14 protein-coding genes are annotated in these 16,160 nt (G+C 66.8%); 9 read left to right on the plus strand and 5 right to left on the minus strand.

What is annotated here, in order from left to right:
* Positions 1-146: 146 nt before the first annotated feature.
* Entirely contained in the window at positions 147-731 is a 585-nt protein-coding gene (locus tag JZ791_RS15745) for a TetR/AcrR family transcriptional regulator (RefSeq protein ID WP_216895505.1), read from the minus strand.
* A 161-nt stretch (positions 732-892) separates the two neighbouring features.
* Positions 893-1,579 (minus strand): TetR/AcrR family transcriptional regulator, encoded by a 687-nt coding sequence (locus tag JZ791_RS15750; RefSeq protein ID WP_216895507.1) that lies wholly within the window; start codon positions 1,577-1,579, stop codon positions 893-895.
* A 97-nt stretch (positions 1,580-1,676) separates the two neighbouring features.
* Here JZ791_RS15750 and JZ791_RS15755 point away from each other — a divergent pair, with 97 nt between their 5' ends.
* The gene (locus tag JZ791_RS15755; protein ID WP_216895509.1) at positions 1,677-2,579 is read left to right on the plus strand and encodes an SDR family NAD(P)-dependent oxidoreductase; all 903 of its coding nucleotides are present in this window, start codon (positions 1,677-1,679) and stop codon (positions 2,577-2,579) included.
* A gap of 18 nt (positions 2,580-2,597) precedes the next feature.
* On the opposite strand, the gene JZ791_RS15760 is transcribed toward JZ791_RS15755, so the two are convergent.
* On the minus strand, positions 2,598-4,358 hold the full coding sequence (locus JZ791_RS15760; RefSeq protein ID WP_216895510.1) for a sigma-54-dependent Fis family transcriptional regulator: 1,761 nt from the start codon (positions 4,356-4,358) through the stop codon (positions 2,598-2,600).
* Positions 4,359-4,501: 143 nt separating this feature from the next.
* Between JZ791_RS15760 and JZ791_RS15765 the strand changes: the two genes are divergently transcribed.
* From JZ791_RS15765 to groL, 8 genes are all read left to right on the plus strand, one after another.
* The gene (locus JZ791_RS15765) at positions 4,502-6,154 is read left to right on the plus strand and encodes a ferritin family protein (protein ID WP_216895511.1); all 1,653 of its coding nucleotides are present in this window, start codon (positions 4,502-4,504) and stop codon (positions 6,152-6,154) included.
* A gap of 89 nt (positions 6,155-6,243) precedes the next feature.
* Positions 6,244-7,293 carry a 2Fe-2S iron-sulfur cluster-binding protein gene (locus JZ791_RS15770; RefSeq protein ID WP_216895512.1) on the plus strand — a complete coding sequence of 350 codons (1,050 nt, stop codon included), beginning with the start codon at positions 6,244-6,246 and terminating at the stop codon, positions 7,291-7,293.
* Positions 7,294-7,309: 16 nt separating this feature from the next.
* Positions 7,310-8,440, plus strand: a complete 1,131-nt coding sequence (locus JZ791_RS15775) for an aromatic/alkene monooxygenase hydroxylase subunit beta (RefSeq protein WP_216895513.1) — start codon at positions 7,310-7,312, stop codon at positions 8,438-8,440.
* The gene (gene mimD / locus JZ791_RS15780) at positions 8,440-8,793 is read left to right on the plus strand and encodes a propane 2-monooxygenase effector subunit MimD (RefSeq protein WP_254205785.1); all 354 of its coding nucleotides are present in this window, start codon (positions 8,440-8,442) and stop codon (positions 8,791-8,793) included. Before JZ791_RS15775 ends, mimD begins: the two co-directional genes overlap by 1 nt.
* A gap of 28 nt (positions 8,794-8,821) precedes the next feature.
* A complete protein-coding gene (locus JZ791_RS15785; RefSeq protein ID WP_216895515.1) occupies positions 8,822-9,820 on the plus strand; it encodes an amidohydrolase family protein in 999 nt (332 codons plus the stop codon).
* Complete coding sequence (locus JZ791_RS15790) at positions 9,817-10,551, plus strand: metal-sulfur cluster assembly factor (RefSeq protein ID WP_216895517.1); 735 nt, start codon at positions 9,817-9,819, stop codon at positions 10,549-10,551. The genes JZ791_RS15785 and JZ791_RS15790 overlap by 4 nt, the downstream gene beginning before the upstream one ends.
* Complete coding sequence (locus JZ791_RS15795) at positions 10,548-11,573, plus strand: NAD(P)-dependent alcohol dehydrogenase (protein WP_216895520.1); 1,026 nt, start codon at positions 10,548-10,550, stop codon at positions 11,571-11,573. The genes JZ791_RS15790 and JZ791_RS15795 overlap by 4 nt, the downstream gene beginning before the upstream one ends.
* A 41-nt stretch (positions 11,574-11,614) precedes the next feature.
* Positions 11,615-13,264: a chaperonin GroEL gene (groL, locus tag JZ791_RS15800; protein ID WP_216895521.1), complete on the plus strand. Its 1,650-nt coding sequence runs from the start codon at positions 11,615-11,617 to the stop codon at positions 13,262-13,264.
* A gap of 316 nt (positions 13,265-13,580) precedes the next feature.
* Here the strand turns inward: groL and JZ791_RS46500 are convergent, their stop codons facing one another.
* Together JZ791_RS46500 and JZ791_RS15810 are read right to left on the minus strand one after the other, a co-directional pair.
* On the minus strand, positions 13,581-14,669 hold the full coding sequence (locus JZ791_RS46500) for a PfkB family carbohydrate kinase (RefSeq protein WP_216895523.1): 1,089 nt from the start codon (positions 14,667-14,669) through the stop codon (positions 13,581-13,583).
* The gene (locus tag JZ791_RS15810; protein ID WP_216895525.1) at positions 14,666-16,156 is read right to left on the minus strand and encodes a purine-cytosine permease family protein; all 1,491 of its coding nucleotides are present in this window, start codon (positions 16,154-16,156) and stop codon (positions 14,666-14,668) included. The genes JZ791_RS46500 and JZ791_RS15810 overlap by 4 nt, the downstream gene beginning before the upstream one ends.
* Positions 16,157-16,160: the final 4 nt, after the last annotated feature.

Below are 16,160 nucleotides of genomic sequence, written 5' to 3' on the forward strand. Positions count from 1 at the left end.
CTGCGCTGCCCCCTACCCACCCCCTATTACGTTGTGACACACAAACTTTCCGGTCGCGTGTCGGAGCGTCGATTTTCCCGTTGATGTGCGGGAATGCCGGACCGTGATCGGTGATGGATCGTCACTCGGGATGATCTGTCACGGTGTCAAGCGGGCAGGGCGGCGGTGCGAATGGCGTTGACAGCAGCCCGTATTCGCGTGGCTACCGCGTCGGGGTCGGAAGCGTCGAGTTTGCCGTCCAGGTGCAGGAAGGCCAGGCCGTGGACCAGAGCCCAGACGGCTGTCGACAGCGGGTCCACGGCGGAGTCGGGGGCCACCTGATGGACCAGGTTCGCGACGTATTCGCGGATCGCGGTGGTCGCGGCCTGGCGTTCGGGGCTGGTGGGGTCGCAGGGTTCGGAGAACATCGCGCGGAACAGGGCGGGATGGTCGAGCGCGAAGCGGACGTAAGCGATCGCTACGTCGGATACGTCGTTCGAGTTGGTCGGGGTCGGATGGGCCTCGGCCAGATATCCGGTCAATTCCCGGTAACCCTCGGCCGCGACCGCGGAGACCAGAGCGTCGCGGTCGGCGTAGTGGCGGTAGGGGGCGGTGGGCGATACGCCCGCCCGACGCGCGACGGCGCGCAGGGACAGGGCGGCGCTGCCGTTCTCCTCCAGCAGCTCCCGTGCGGCGCGGACACAGGCCGCGCGCAGGTCACCGTGGTGGTACGTATCACCCGGCTTCGGCATGACCCAACCCTCACCTATGTCGCCACTCGTACGCCTCACCGATGTAAGCGCCGTATACACCCTAACTCGGCAGCGCAGGCCGGCTGCGCCCGGCGAACTGTTCGCGCCGTCGCGTCTGCGCCCGGCCACCCCGCACGCAGGGGGCGGGATGCGGCGCAGGCTCAACGCGTGGGCGAAGCGCCTGCGCGAGCGAGTGTTCCGGCGATCGCCGTGGTGAGCGAATCCTGGAGGGTTTCAGCGAAGTCCATATGCATCGGCGCCAGGCTGGGGTCGGCCTGGTAGGCGGCGAGGACGCTGGCGGAATGGTGCGTGTGCCCCCACAGGGCGCCGGTGAGTATCAGGGCCGTGGCGCACAAGCGCCATGCGGCCTCGGCGTCCAGTTCCGGCAGGTGGCTGCCGACCAGCCCGGCCAGTGTGGTGTTGTTGTCGAACATCGCGCGCTTGTAGGCGGCGACGACCTCGACGGAGATCTTCTGCCCCAGGACGCCGGCCTGTGAGCTGAGCAGGTCGCACAGCATCCGCTCCGGCACGAGCGAGCGGGTGAGGGTCGCGGCGATCCGGTCACCACGCTCGCCGGGCGCGGCGGCGGGGTCGATCTCGTCGGTCAGCCGGCCGGACAGCTCGGCCAGCCATCGCTTCATGGCGCGATCGAGGAGTTCCAGCAGGATTGCTTCGCGGGACTCGAAGTAGCGCAACACATTCGACTTGGCCAGGCAGGCCCGCCGACTCAATTCGTTGAGACTGACCTCGGCCGCGGGCATGGACTCGAGCATCGTGGAGGCGGTGTCCAGAATCGTCCGGCGCCGAATCTCCCGTTGCTCCTCGCTGCGCGCGCGCTGAAAAGGCATGGGTTCATATTACAGACCAACGGTCTCTTGACAGCAGACCGCCGGTCTCTTACGGTGGCAGATACAAGAGACCGATGGTCTGTAATTAGGAGGAACCGTGAGCGAACAGTGGACCAGCGATGACATCCCCGGCCAGCAGGGGCGGCTCGCCGTGGTCACCGGCGCGAACACCGGGCTGGGATTCGAGACCGCCCGGCTGCTCGCCGAGCACGGCGCGTCGGTGGTGCTGGCGGTGCGGAACATCGAGAAGGGAAAGAGCGCCCTGGCCCGCATCGCCGACGCCGTCCCCGGCGCCGACGTCACGCTCCAGCAACTCGATCTGGGCTCGCTGGACTCCGTCCGTGCCGCGGCGGACGCGCTGCGCGCCGATCATCCGAGGATTGATCTGCTGATCAACAACGCCGGAGTGATGTACCCGCCGAAGCAGGCGACCCAGGACGGGTTCGAGTTGCAGTTCGGCACAAACCATTTGGGGCACTTCGCCCTCACCGGACTACTGCTCGACCATATCCTGCCGGTGCCGGGCTCGCGGGTGGTGACGGTCAGTAGCGTCGGGCACCGCATCCTGGCCCGGATCAACTTCGAGGATCTCCAGTTCGAGAGGTCCTACAGCCGCGTTCGCGCGTACGGCCAATCCAAGCTGGCGAATCTGATGTTCACCTACGAATTGCAGCGTCGACTGTCCGGCAAGGACTCCACCATCGCGGTCGCCGCCCACCCCGGCGCCTCCGACACCGAACTGATGCGCAACATGCCCGCGTTCGTCGCCCCCTTCACGCCGCTGATCGGCCAGAGCCCGGCGATGGGCGCCCTGCCCACGCTGCGCGCCGCCACCGACCCCGCCGCGGTCGGCGGCCAATACTACGGCCCCAACGGTCTTTTCGAGAGCAGGGGCTACCCTACGGTGGTCAAGTCCAGCCGTCGGTCCCACGACGAATCCATCCAGCGACGCCTCTGGACGGTCTCGGAAGAACTGACCGGGGTCACCTTTCCGGTCTGATCGTGGGTGGCGGCCCGGTCAGGCGATGCCGTAGTCCTTGATCTTGCGGTACATCGTCGCCCGGGAGATGCCCAGGGCACGCGCTGCGGCCGGTTTGTCCCCGTCGCTGTCCTGCAGACTGCGGACAATCGCGTCGCGTTCGAGTGCCTCCAGGCGGGTGAGGGTGCGCCGCGCCAGTGAATGGCATTCCGGCGGTAGTTTTTCCGCGGGGATCGTCCCGGATCGCTGGCGAGTCAGGGTGTCGGACAGCACTTGTCGGAGCTGGGCGACGTTGCCCGGCCACGGCAGGCGGGTCAGCTGGCGGAATGCGGTGGGCGACAGACGCACATCGGCATTGCGGGTGAGTTCGCGCAGCAGATGGGGTACCAGGTCGTCCAGATCGTCGATCCGATACCGCAGGGCGGGCACGGTCACGGTATGCATGAAGAAGGGCAGCAGCAGCGCCTCGGCAGCAGAGGCGTGGGTGGCCGAATTCATGGTGGCCGCGATCCAGCCTCGGCCCGCGCAGGACTGCAGCACCGCCGAAATCGGCTCGACGATCGATGCGGGCAGCCGATCGATATCGGCGAGCACGATATCGAAGTCGTCCGCCGCGGTCGCCGCGGTCAGCGCGGCGAGAATATCCTCGGGAGAGGTGCGGCGCCCGGCGCGCAGCACCGGCACCGTCCGGTCGGGCCGCGTGTGGTGTGCGACCATTTCGGCAAGTTTCGCACGGCCCGAACCGATTTCGCCATCGAGTGCCACCCACGCCCGGTCGCCGCAGCAGCGCTCGACCTGCTGGCAGCTGCGCCGCCAGGAGCTGCTGTGCCCGGCCAGGCCCGTGATCGGTGGGGCGTCCCGATGAACGGCGCCGTGCAACGCCGACTCGGCGACCAGGCCGACGTGGACGATCGCATCGATCCGATTGGGGCGCACACTGATCTGCTCGGCCATCGCGACCTTCGCGGTCCGCCCGCTCGGCAGCACGCAGACCGCCGCGCCCGTGCGCCCCAGTCGGCGCAGATCCGACGCGTGCTCCAGCAGTACATTCTGATCACCGGCATCCAGAGCCCGCCGCAGATACCGGTTCATCAGCATGATGTCGTCGCCGACCGCGATCACGCCTGCCGGATAGCGGCGGCATTGGCGCAGATACGCTTCCAGCAGCGCGGCCTCGGTCTCGGTGGCCAGCGCGCCCATCCGATCCTCGATCTGGCTGCCCGCCGTGCGAGCCAGGGCCAGTAGCAGCGGATCGGAACCGGTTGCCCAGCAGGTCAAGTCGAGCACACCGGCGACCTTGCCCGAGATCGGATCGCGGATCGGCGTTCCGGCACAGGCGAGTTGGCCCAGTGAGTCGAGGTAGTGCTCGCCGCCATGAATGAAGGTGGGCCGCCCGGTCTCCAGCGCGGTGCCGATACCGTTGGTGCCCACGAACTGTTCGGCGTAGCTGTAGCCGCGCGCCAACTGCACCTCGTCCAGCGCACGCATCATCACCGGTTCGGAGGCGACCCGTTCGAGCACCAGACCGTCGGCGGAGCTGAGGATGACGCTGACGGTGTGCGCGGCCAGATCCTCGGCCAGCTTGCGCACCACCGGCATCCCGGCGATCGCCAGCGGGGAGCCCGGATCGGGTTCGCGCAGGAAGTTCAGATCGACCCGGTCCGGATGCACGCGCAGGTCCATGGACCGATGCCACGAATCCAGGACGGTGGCGCCGACAACCGGTTCATCGGTGGACCCCTCTGCCAGGAACTGTGCACGGGCCTGACGGACCCGGACACTGCGATCGACTGCGCTCATCACCGTTCACCTCGTACTTACTCCCGTGTGACAGACGCTACGCCGTCTCAGTGTGAGACAGGTCTCATCCTGAGACGCGCAGGCGACCATGATTCCGGTGTCATGAATCACAGCCCGGATGAACCGGCCTGGAGGAGGACACCTTGAGCAGACAGAGTCTGAGCAAAGCCCACAAGAAGATCACCGAACTGTCCTGGGAACCGACCTTCGCGACGCCCGCCACGCGATTCGGTACCGACTACAGCTTCGACAAGGCGCCCAAGAAGGATCCGCTCAAGCAGATCCTGCGCTCCTACTTCCCGATGGAAGAGGAAAAGGACAACCGCGTTTTCGGCGCGATGGACGGCGCGATTCGCGGCAATATGTTCCGTCAGGTGCAGCAGCGCTGGATGGAATGGCAGAAGCTGTTCCTATCGATCATCCCGTTCCCGGAGATCTCCGCGGCACGGGCGATGCCCATGGCCATCGACGCGGTGCCGAATCCGCAGATCCACAACGGCCTGGCCGTGCAGATGATCGACGAGGTCCGGCACTCCACGATTCAGATGAACCTCAAGCGGCTCTACATGAATCACTACATCGACCCGGCCGGATTCGATATCAGCGAGAAGGGCTTCGCCAACAACTACGCCGGAACCATCGGCCGTCAGTTCGGCGAGGGATTCATCACCGGCGACGCCATCACCGCGGCCAACATCTATCTGACCGTGGTCGCCGAAACCGCCTTCACCAACACCCTTTTCGTGGCCATGCCCTCGGAGGCCGCGGCCAACGGCGACTATCTGCTGCCGACGGTGTTCCACTCGGTGCAGTCCGACGAATCGCGGCACATCTCCAATGGCTATTCGATCCTGCTGATGGCCCTGGCCGACGAGCGCAACCGCCAACTGCTGGAACGGGATCTGCGCTACGCGTGGTGGAACAACCACTGTGTGGTCGACGCCGCGATCGGCACCTTCATCGAGTACGGCACCAAGGACCGCCGCAAGGACCGCGACAGCTACGCCGAGATGTGGCGACGCTGGATCTACGACGACTATTACCGCAGCTACCTGATCCCGCTGGAGAAGTACGGGCTGAAGATTCCGCACGATCTGGTGGAGGAGGCGTGGAACCGCATCGTGCACAAGGGCTATGTGCACGAGGTCGCGCAGTTCTTCGCCACCGGCTGGCCGGTCAACTACTGGCGCATCGACCCGATGACCGACACGGACTTCGAATGGTTCGAGGAGAAGTACCCCGGCTGGTACAACAAATACGGCAAGTGGTGGGAAAACTACAACCGGCTGCGCTACCCCGGTAAGAACAAGCCGATCGCGTTCGAGGATGTGGACTACCAGTATCCGCACCGGTGCTGGACGTGCATGGTGCCGTGCCTGATTCGCCCGGACATGGTCACCGAGAAGGTCGACGGCCAGTGGCGTACCTACTGCTCGGAAACCTGCGCCTGGACCGACATCAAGGCCTTCCGCCCCGAGTACGAGGGCAGGCCGACACCGAATATGGGGCGGCTGACCGGATTCCGGGAATGGGAGACCCTGCACCACAACGAGGATCTCGCCGACATCATCGCCAAGCTCGGCTATGTGCGCGACGACGGCAAGACGCTCATCCCGCAGCCGCATCTGGATCTGGACGACGAGAAGAAGCTGTGGACGCTGGACGACGTGCGCGGCATCACCTTCCAGAGCCCGAACGTGCTGCTGAACGAGATGTCGGACGCCGAGCGGGCGGCGCATATCGCCGCCTACACCGCCGGTGGCCCCGGCGGGCGGCCCGCCCGGACACCCGCCTGAAAGACGGCCGGACCGCCTCCGGCCTGCCCGGTGGCGGCAGCGAGACGCACGCACGCCCCGCCACCGGGCCCCGCAGAAACGAGAGTCCCATGGGTGACACCCACCGCATCCGATTCGATCCGGTCGACCTCGAAATCGACGTGGACGAACAGGAGACTGTCCTGGATGCCGCTTTCCGGCAGGGCATTTCGCTGATGCACGGCTGCCGTGAGGGGCAGTGCTCGGCCTGTAAGTCGTTCCTGCTCGACGGCGACGTGCAGATGGACCGCTATTCCACCTTCGCGCTGGCCGACTACGAGAGCGAGGAAGGCTATGTGCTGCTGTGCAAGACGCACGTCTACAGCGATTGCACCATAGAGCTGATCAACTTCGACGAGGACGAGCTGCACAATGCCGTTCCGCTGCAACAGGTCCGGACTCGAATCACGGCGCTGACCCGGTTGACGCCCGACATCGTCTCGCTCGAGCTCACGCCGGTCGAGCCCGGGAACTACACCTTCAAACCCGGCCAGTACTCCGAGGTGCTGATTCCCGGTACCGACGAGCACCGGTCGTTCTCCATGGCGACGACCCCCTCGGCAGACGGCATCGAGTTCATCATCAAATGCTATGCGGGCGGACGCTTCTCAGCGCTGCTGACCGATGGTCTCGGCGTCGGGGACGAGCTGACGCTGCGCGGCCCGTACGGGTCGTTCACCATCAAACCCGGCCAGGTTCGCGACATCGTCTGCATCGGCGGCGGCGCGGGGATGGCGCCGATCCTGTCGCTGCTGCGACACCTGGCCGAGACCGGCAGCACGCGGGCCGTGCGGTTCTACTACGGGGCGCGCACCGCGGGCGACCTGTTCTACCTGCCCGAGATCATCGAGCTCGGAGGCAGTCTGCCCGAATTCCGCTTCGTGCCCGCGCTGTCGCAGGACACCACCGCCGACTGGCCCCGGATGGGGGTCATCGAGGGCGATTTCGGCTTCGTCACCGACGTGGTCGGCCGGCGCGAGACCGACCTGGAGGACACCGACGTCTATCTGTGCGGCCCACCGCCCATGGTCGACGCCGCACTCGCGCTGCTGGACGGCAAAGGCGTTGCCCGCGAACGCATCCATTTCGACAAGTTCACCACCGCGGTCACCGAACACTGAAAGTGAGTACCGACAGATGAGCGCATCCACCGCCGAACACGCGGCCCAGCCCAAAGCGCCACGCAGCTTCCCCAAGCCGCAGTTCACCGACGCCGAGGCCGGCGCGCTGGAGTTCCCGAGCTCGAACAGCCGCTCCTACAACTACTTCCAGCCCGCCAAGCTGCGGGCCACCACCTACGAGGACGTCACCTTCGACGTGCAGCCCGATCCGGACCGGCACCTCACGCAGGGCTGGATCTACGGATTCGCCGACGGCCCGGGCGGCTACCCGCAGGAGTGGACCGCCCTGAAGGCCACGGACTGGCATCGCTTCCGCGACCCGAACGAGGAGTGGGAGCAGACGATCTACCGCAACAACGCCAATGTGGTGCGGCAGACCCAGCAGAATCTCGACAACGCCAAACTGGCCTCGGCCTACGAGTCCTGGGCGCCGAGCTGGGTGCGGTTCATCGAACGCCATCTGGGCGCCTGGATGCATGCGGAGAACGGCCTGGGCCTGCATGTGTTCACCGCCGTGCAGCGCTCCGGTCCGACCAACATGATCAATAACGCGGTCGCGGTGAACAGCGCGCACAAGCTGCGTTTCGCCCAGGATCTGGCGCTGTACAATCTGGACCTCAGCGAATCGCTGTCCGGCTTCGACGGTTCGGTGCACCGCACGGTGTGGCACGAGGATCCGGTGTGGCAGGGCGTGCGCCGCAACGTCGAACTGCTCACCGCCGCAGGCGATTGGGCCGAGGCGGTCTTCGCCACCAACATCGTCTACGAACAGTTGGTGGGCGTGCTGTTCCGCAGCCACCTGGTGATGCAGATCTCCGCCCGCAACGGCGATTACGTGACCCCCGCACTGGTCGGCTCCGGCGAACACGACTACAACCGCGACCTGGCCTACACCCGGGCGCTGTTCACCCAGCTCGCCCACGACGACCGGCACGGCCCGCACAACCGGGAGGTCATGCACCGGTGGCTGGCCACCTGGGCGCCGCTGAGCCTGGCCGCGGCCCGTGAGCTGCAACCGATCTGGTCGCAGCCGCAGGAGCGCACGGTGCCGTTCGCGCAGTCGTTCGAGGCCGCGAAGGCCGGACTGCGCTCCGTGCTGGCCGATCTCGGCCTGGAATTCGATCTCGATCAGCAGAAGGAGTCCTGATGAGCGCCGGCGCAATGCAATTCGGTGTGGGTGTCGGATCGTCGAATATGTGCGGCGTCACCCTCATGAACAACCAGAACGGCTACGTCGTCGCGGAGGTGATGGGCGCCAAGGACGACGTCACGATCACCGAATATCCGTCGATGATCCGCGTCGACGGCGGCAACGTCCTGGTCTTCGATTTCGGCGAGATCACCGACGCGCTCGGCACACCGTTCGACCTGACCGACTTCGAGGAGATCATGTCCACCCACTACGGGCGGATGGTGCACTTCGACGACCGGACCATGCTGTTCGCCAACCCCGAGGACGCCGCCGAATACATCGATTTCGACCTGAAACCGGTCCAGTAGAACAACTCCAGAGATCAACGGAGACATCATGTACGAGAAGGACGGCGAGCGCTACTTCATCGTCGACGCGCACATCGCGCTGTGGGACGCGCGCCCGGCCAACCAGCGCAACATCCACGGCAAGCAGTTCATCGACTGCTTCTACGACTACCACCGCAATCTGAGCCCCGAATCGGAGCTGTGGCCGTACGAGGACTACCTGTACTACGGCCGCGAACGGCTGATGCGGGACCTGTTCGAGAACGGCCACGTGGACCACGCGATCTTCCAGCCCGCCCGGCTGAGCGAGTTCTACCACACCGGTTTCGGCCAGACCGAGGAGGCTTTCGCACTGGCGCAGGCACATCCGGACAAACTGACCTACAACCACAACTGGGATCCCCGCTACGGCGAGGAGGGACTCGCGCAGCTGCGCCGCGACGCCGAACGGTTCGGGCTCAAGGGCGTGAAGCTGTACACCGCCGAGTGGCACGGTGATTCGCGTGGCTACAAGCTCGACGATCCATGGACCTACCGTTATCTGGATGCTTGTCAGGAGCTGGGCATCACCAATATCCACGTCCACAAGGGCCCGACGATCCGTCCGCTGGACCGTGATTCGTTCGACGTCGCCGATGTCGACAAGGTCGCCACCGATTTCACGGAGCTGAACTTCATCGTCGAACACTGCGGTCTGCCCCGGCTGGAGGACTTCTGCTGGATCGCCACGCAGGAGCCCAACGTGCACGCCGGATTGGCGGTCGCGATGCCGTTCATCCACACGCGGCCACGGTATTTCGCGCAGATCATCGGCGAGCTGCTGTACTGGCTGGACGAGGATCGCATCCAGTTCTCCAGCGATTACGCGCTGTGGACGCCGAAGTGGCTGGTGGAGCGGTTCGTCGACTTCCAGATCCCGGAGGACATGACCGAATACACGCCGCTGACCGTGGCGCAGAAGAAGAAGATCCTGGGGCTCAATGCCGCTCGGATGTACGACATCGCGGTGCCCGCCGGGCTCGAGCTCGCGGACTCGGTGCCGGCATGATCGGATCAGAGCCGCTCGGGCACTGCGGACCAGACGCCGTCGCCGCCCGGGTCTGGGCGGCACTCGATACCGTGCACGACCCGGAACTGGGAGAATCGCTGGTGGTGCTGCGATTCGTCTCCGACGTCCGGGTCGATGAGGACGGGCGGGCATGGGTTCGGCTGCGGCTGCCGACATACTTCTGCGCGCCGAATTTCGCGTATCTGATGGTCGCCGATGCCCGCGACGCGGTAGGTTCGGCCGAGGGCGTCACGGCTGTCAGCATCGAATTGGTCGACCATTTCGCGGCACAGGAGATCAATGCCGGGGTCGCGGCCGCCACCGGCTTCGTCGGCAGTTTCCCGCACGAGGCCGCCGGCGAACTCGAAGAGTTGCGCACACGATTCCAGCGCAAGGTCTACCTCGCCGCGCTGGACCGCTCGATCCGCGCTCTGGGAGATCTGCCCGACACACCGGAGAGATTGCGGCTCGGCGATATTCCCGCCGGACCGGCACGGGATTCGCTGTGCCGCCGCCGGATCGCGATCGGGCTGGGCGCGGAGCCCGGCGATCGGCTGCTCGTCGACGAGTCCGGCGAACCGATCGCGGCAGCGGACGCCTCGACATACGTCCGCTTCGCCCACACCGTGCGGGTGAGCGTGGAGGGCAACGCACATTTCTGCCGCGGGCTGCTCGCCACGAGGTACGGCGCTACCGCGGTGAATACGGAACCGATGGGAGCACAACGATGAAGGCCGTGCGATTACCGGCGTACGAATCCAAGCCGGAACTGGTCGATGTACCCGACCCCCGCCTCGAGGGCCCGTTCGACGTGATCGTCCGGATCGGCGGCGCGGGCGTGTGCCGCACCGACCTGCACATCATCGAAGGCCAATGGGAGGCCAAAAGTGGTGTGACACTGCCCTATACGATCGGACACGAGAATGCCGGCTGGGTCGAGTCGGTAGGGTCCGCGGTCACCAATGTGGCCGTGGGTGATCCGGTGATCCTGCACCCGCTGATCACCTGCGGGCTGTGCCGGGCCTGCCGGGCCGGTGACGATGTGCATTGCGCGAGTTCGCAATTCCCTGGCATCGACACCGACGGTGGCTACGCCGAATACCTGCGCACCTCCGCGCGCGCGGTGGTCCGGCTGGACCGCACCCTGGCGCCCGCGGACGTGGCGGCCCTGGCGGACGCGGGGCTCACCGCGTACCACGCGGTGGCTAAGGCGGCTCGCCGGCTGCGGCCCGGCGATACCGCCGTGCTGATCGGCGCGGGCGGCCTCGGCCACATCGGCATTCAGGTGTTCACGGCGCTGTCCCCCGCGACGACCATCGTCGTGGACCGCTCCCCTGCCGCATTGGAGCTGGCGCGCACGATCGGCGCACGCCACACGGTGCTCGCCGACGGTACCGAGGTGGCGGCAGTGCGCGAACTGACCGGCGGCCAGGGCGCGGAGGCGGTGCTGGACTTCGTCGGCGAGGGCGGCGCGCTCGAGGCCGGTGTCGGCATGCTGCGCCGCGCGGGGAACTACTACGTCATCGGCTACGGCGGCGTGCTGTCTGTCCCGACCATCGACATCATCTCCGCCGAAATCAATTTCATCGGCAACCTGGTCGGCTCCTACAACGATCTGGTCGAGCTGATGGCGCTCGCGGCGCAGGACAAGGTGCGCCTGCACACCACGAAATACCCCCTCGCCGACTTCGATTCGGCGCTGCGCGATCTGGACGCCGGACAGGTCCGGGGCCGGGCGATCCTGGTCCCCTGATCGGGCCCGGCGACAAACACTGACGACAAGGTGCGTGCGACATGGCAAAAGAACTACGTTTCCGCGGCGAGGCCCGCGGTCTCCTCGAGGCGGGGGTCAACGCGTTGGCCGACGCGGTCAAGGTCACCCTGGGTCCCCGAGGCCGTAATGCGGTGCTGGAGAAACTCACCGGCGCCCCGACCATCACCAACGACGGTGTCACCATCGCCAAGGAGATCCAACTGCGCGATCCCTTCGCGAATATGGGCGCCCAGCTGGTGAAGGAGGTCGCCACCAAGACGAACGGTGTCGCGGGCGACGGCACGACCACCGCGACCGTGCTCGCGCAGGCGATGGTCCGGGAGGGGTTGCGCGCGGTGGAGGGCGGGGCGAATCCCGTTGCGCTCAAACGCGGCATCGAGCGGGCGACCGCCGCGGTCGTCGAGGTGCTGCGCGAGCGTGCGCGCCCGATCACCGGACTCGACGATCTGCGGCATGTCGCGATGTTGTCGGCCAACAACGACACCGAGATCGGCGACGTCATCGCCTCGGCCCTGGACCGGGTCGGCGTGAACGGCGTCGTCACCGTGGAGGAATGGCCGCAGCTCGGTCTGGAACTGAGCTACGTCGACGGCATCGAAATCGACCACGGTTATCTGTCACCGTATTTCGTGACCGACAAGGACCGGATGGAGGCGGTGCTCGACGACGCCTACGTGCTGCTCACCAACCAGAAGATCGCCACGGTGCAGACGCTGATGCCGGTACTCGAACAGGTACAGCGGACGGGGCGGCCACTGCTGGTGCTGTGCGAGAACATGGACGGTCCGGCGCTGAACATGCTGGTGACCAATACGGTTCACGACACCTTCCGCTCCGCGGTGGTGCGCGCGCCCGGTTTCGGCCATCGCCGGGTCGCCGAGCTCGAGGATCTGGCGGTCCTGCTCGGCGGTCGCGTGGTCAGCGACGAATCCGGCCTGGCGTTGGAGAACGTCCGCCTGGAGCACCTCGGGCGGGCGCGGAAGGTCACCGTCACCGAAGGCGCCACCACGCTCGTCGGCGGCGCGGGCACAGCGCAGGAGGCGCAGACCCGAATCGCCCAACTGCACAGGGAATTGGCACGCGCGGAGAACGAGCACGACAGGGACGGCTTGCAGCTGCGTATCGCCCGCCTGTCCGGCCGGGTGGCTGTGGTGCACGTCGGCGCGGCCACGGACGTGGAGCTGCGTGAAAAGCTGCACCGGGTCGAGGATTCGCTGTCCGCCACCCGCGCCGCGATCGAGGAGGGCGTAGTCGCGGGCGGTGGCACGGCGCTGCTGCAGGCACAGCCGGCGCTGGATCTGCTGGAGCTCACCGGCGATGCGGCCGAGGGCCGGGAGATCGTGCGGCGCGCGGTGGAGGAGCCGTTGCGCTGGATCGCGATCAACGCCGGATTCGATGGTGACGCGGCGGTCGTCAAGGTCGCGGAACTGCCTGTGGGACATGGCTTCAACGCGGTCACCGACGTCTACGGCGATATGTTCGCCGCCGGAGTGATCGATCCGCTGAAGGTCACCCGCTCGGCCCTGCAGAGCGCCGCGTCCATAGCAGCTCTGCTGCTGACCACCGAAACGCTCGTCGTCGAGGAGGTCGTGGTCAATCCCGGCTCGGTCATCGCCCCGGGCTTCGGCGACCTCGCCGAGGGCATGGTCCGTCCCTCGAACATCTACTGACTCGCACCGCCGGGCTGTGTGGCGGCAGCCCGGCACCGAGACGAACCCGGTCTACTCCCGCCAAGGGAGGATCTCGTGCGCCTTCGGGCCCTTCGACCGAGCCCAGGAGATCGCCGTTCACGTGCACCCGCATGCTCAGCTCGTACGACGAGCCCCGGCGGCGATCGGCGAGTTCGTCGGCGGTGACGAACAGGCTGCACTGTGATCACCGCACGACCAGCGACGGTCAGCAGCCCGCCATACAGGATCATCCCCCACGTCCATGCCCACCCGTGATCACCGCCACGACCACGAGGGCCCGAGCGCCGCCGGGGAGCTATCGGCCGGCCAGGAACCGATCGATCTGCGCCGCGGTCGGAGCCGTCGCCGGGCCGGACAGCCGCACTGCCAATGATGCCGCGGCGTTCGCGCGCTCGGCGGCTGTCGTCAGGTCCGCGCCCGCGAGCAGGGCCGCGGCGAGTACACCGCAGTGCGCGTCACCGGCACCATTAGTGTCTACCGGATCAACCGGAAATCCTTGAATCGCTTCAATTCTGCCGTCGCGGGCGAGCACGCAACCTGCCGCGCCATCCCGCACGACTACGGCCGGGCCGATCCGCCGAGGCGACGTCTCATTCCGCGGCCGTACCGCACTCGATTCCGCCAGGACCGCTTCCTTCTGGGCCTCGGTACCTTTCACGATGCTCGGATTCCCGGACACACTCGCGGCCGCCGCGCTCAGTTCCTCTGGCTCAGCGCCTTTCTCCGCTGACACGGCACCGATCCGCCGCATCAACGCGGTGGCGGCCGCCGCGAGGTCATTGTTGCCGCTCAGCGTACGAGCCTCTGCCGCATTGCAACTCAGCAGATCCGTACGGGCCAGCACGGTGGTCAGCGCCGCATCGTCGATCCGTCCCGCCAGCGGACCCGGATCGAACAAAACCGTGCCGCGCACGCCGGGCAGCCAGGCCAGCAGTGCGGCTCGGTTCGCCTCGTGCATCAGGCTGTATCCGCTGACGTACACCAGATCCTCTGGCGTGGTAACGATCTCGACGAGACGTTCGGGCGACAGCATGCCTTCCGCTCCGGTGCCGGTGACGAACGTGCGCTCCCCACTGTCGTCGACCAGCACCACACAGACGCCCGTGTCGACCCCGTCCAGCGGCGGCTGTGCGACGGTGATCCCCTCCTCGCGCAACGCCTCCCGTGCCTGATCGCCGAATCGGCCGGTACCGTGCGCGCCGGCGTAGACCACCCGCGCACCCGAACGCGCGGCGGCGGACATGACATTGAATCCACCGCCCGCCCACAGCCGCGCGTCTCGCGCCAGCACATCGCCGCCCGGTGAGGGCAGCTCGTCCACCGGCATGACCAGATCGATGATCACCTGACCGGTGTGCACGAGTCGGCCGCGCGGTGGATTCACGCCCGCACCTCGCTCGGGCTCGACGACACATCCTCGACCTCACCGGCCGCCTTCCGCCGGATCCCGCCGAACGCGGCGTACAACCCGGCCGCCAGGATGAAGGTGATCACCCAGCCCAGCCCGTTCTTCCCCAGCCAGCTGTCGGCGAACACCCCGCTGAACCAATGGTCCGAACTCGTTCCCGCCGTGGTGAACTGGTAACCGACCACAATCGCAACCGCCCACGAGATCAGCGCCTGCCAGCGCACGCCGCCAAGATACCAGTACCGGCCGCCGCGGCCCATGTCCATCAGCGCCGCGCTGTCATATCGCGTGCGCCGCAGCATATCCGTGACGAATACGCCCACCCAGGCGGTGATCGGCACCGCGAGCATGCTGATGAACGCGATGAACGGTCCGTAGAAGTTCCCGGCGACGAGCATGAAGTAGATCGAGCCGGCCGTGGTCACCACCACGTCGACCAGCACCGCGTACACCCGCGGAATACGCACGCCGAGAGTCAGTGTGGTGAGCCCGGCCGAATACACCGACAGGTGGTTGGACAGCAGCAGCCCGCCGAACGCCGCGATCAGGTATGGCACCGCCATCCACGCGGGCAGCATCGCGCGGATCGCGGCCACCGGATCGTCGGCGCTCGCCAGCGACGGATCGCCCGCCGCCAGCAGGCTGCCCAGCGAAATCAGCAGCACCAGCGGAATACCCGCGCCCGCGGCGGCCGAGGCGACCAGGGCGCCCGCGCGCACCTTCGGCGACTGATAGCGGGACATGTCCGCCGAGGCGTTGGCCCAGCCGATGCCGGTCCCCGCGGCGATCGTGCCGATCCCCGCGATCATCGCGCCCACCGGGGCGGGCGCCGCCGATCCGACCGCATGCCAGTCCACCCGGGTCACCAGCGTGATCCCGACGACGATATTCAACGCACCGAAAACCCATGTGGCCCAGCGTTGTACGGCCACCAGCACACGATGTCCCATACCCGACACCACGACGGTGAACGCGACGAACACCAGGATGCACGCGATGGTCAGCACCGGCGTCGCCTTCGCCTCCGACCGCGTGCCGAAAAGGATGGCGCACAACGACAACAGCGCGAACGCGGCGGTTGTCGTATTCACCGTCTCCCAGCCCAGCCGGGAAATCAACGACACCACGGTCGGTCCCGCATTACCCCGCACGCCGAAAACCGCACGGGACAGCGTCAATCCGGGCGCCCCACCCCGACGGCCGGCGATGGAGACCACGCCGACGATCGCGAACGACCCGACCGATCCGACCAGCGCCACGATCACCGCCTGCCAGAAGGCCAGCTTCTGAAAGGCGACCAGTGTCGCGCCCAGCGGCAGCGCGAGAATCCCGATATTGGCGGCGAACCATACCCAGAACAGCTGCATCGGCCGGCCATGCCGCTCGTTGTCCGGAACAGGTTCGATGCCACGGGTTTCCAGCGCGCCCTCGGCGGGCGCGGAGGCGACGACGGTGTCGCTCATGATG

The organism is Nocardia alni, assembly GCF_019038435.1.
In the GTDB taxonomy this organism is placed as follows: Bacteria; Actinomycetota; Actinomycetes; order Mycobacteriales; family Mycobacteriaceae; genus Nocardia; species Nocardia alni.

Excerpts from the sequence above, each read along its gene's own strand:
- JZ791_RS15770 (WP_216895512.1), top strand. The coding sequence starts at position 6,244 with ATGGGTGACACCCACCGCATCCGATTCGATCCGGTCGACCTCGAAATC.
- JZ791_RS15745 (WP_216895505.1), bottom strand. The coding sequence starts at position 731 with ATGCCGAAGCCGGGTGATACGTACCACCACGGTGACCTGCGCGCGGCC.
- JZ791_RS15790 (WP_216895517.1), top strand. The coding sequence starts at position 9,817 with ATGATCGGATCAGAGCCGCTCGGGCACTGCGGACCAGACGCCGTCGCC.
- JZ791_RS15760 (WP_216895510.1), bottom strand. The coding sequence starts at position 4,358 with ATGAGCGCAGTCGATCGCAGTGTCCGGGTCCGTCAGGCCCGTGCACAG.
- groL (WP_216895521.1), top strand. The coding sequence starts at position 11,615 with ATGGCAAAAGAACTACGTTTCCGCGGCGAGGCCCGCGGTCTCCTCGAG.
- JZ791_RS15775 (WP_216895513.1), top strand. The coding sequence starts at position 7,310 with ATGAGCGCATCCACCGCCGAACACGCGGCCCAGCCCAAAGCGCCACGC.
- JZ791_RS15810 (WP_216895525.1), bottom strand. The coding sequence starts at position 16,156 with ATGAGCGACACCGTCGTCGCCTCCGCGCCCGCCGAGGGCGCGCTGGAA.
- JZ791_RS15750 (WP_216895507.1), bottom strand. The coding sequence starts at position 1,579 with ATGCCTTTTCAGCGCGCGCGCAGCGAGGAGCAACGGGAGATTCGGCGC.
- JZ791_RS15795 (WP_216895520.1), top strand. The coding sequence starts at position 10,548 with ATGAAGGCCGTGCGATTACCGGCGTACGAATCCAAGCCGGAACTGGTC.
- JZ791_RS15785 (WP_216895515.1), top strand. The coding sequence starts at position 8,822 with ATGTACGAGAAGGACGGCGAGCGCTACTTCATCGTCGACGCGCACATC.
- mimD (WP_254205785.1), top strand. The coding sequence starts at position 8,440 with ATGAGCGCCGGCGCAATGCAATTCGGTGTGGGTGTCGGATCGTCGAAT.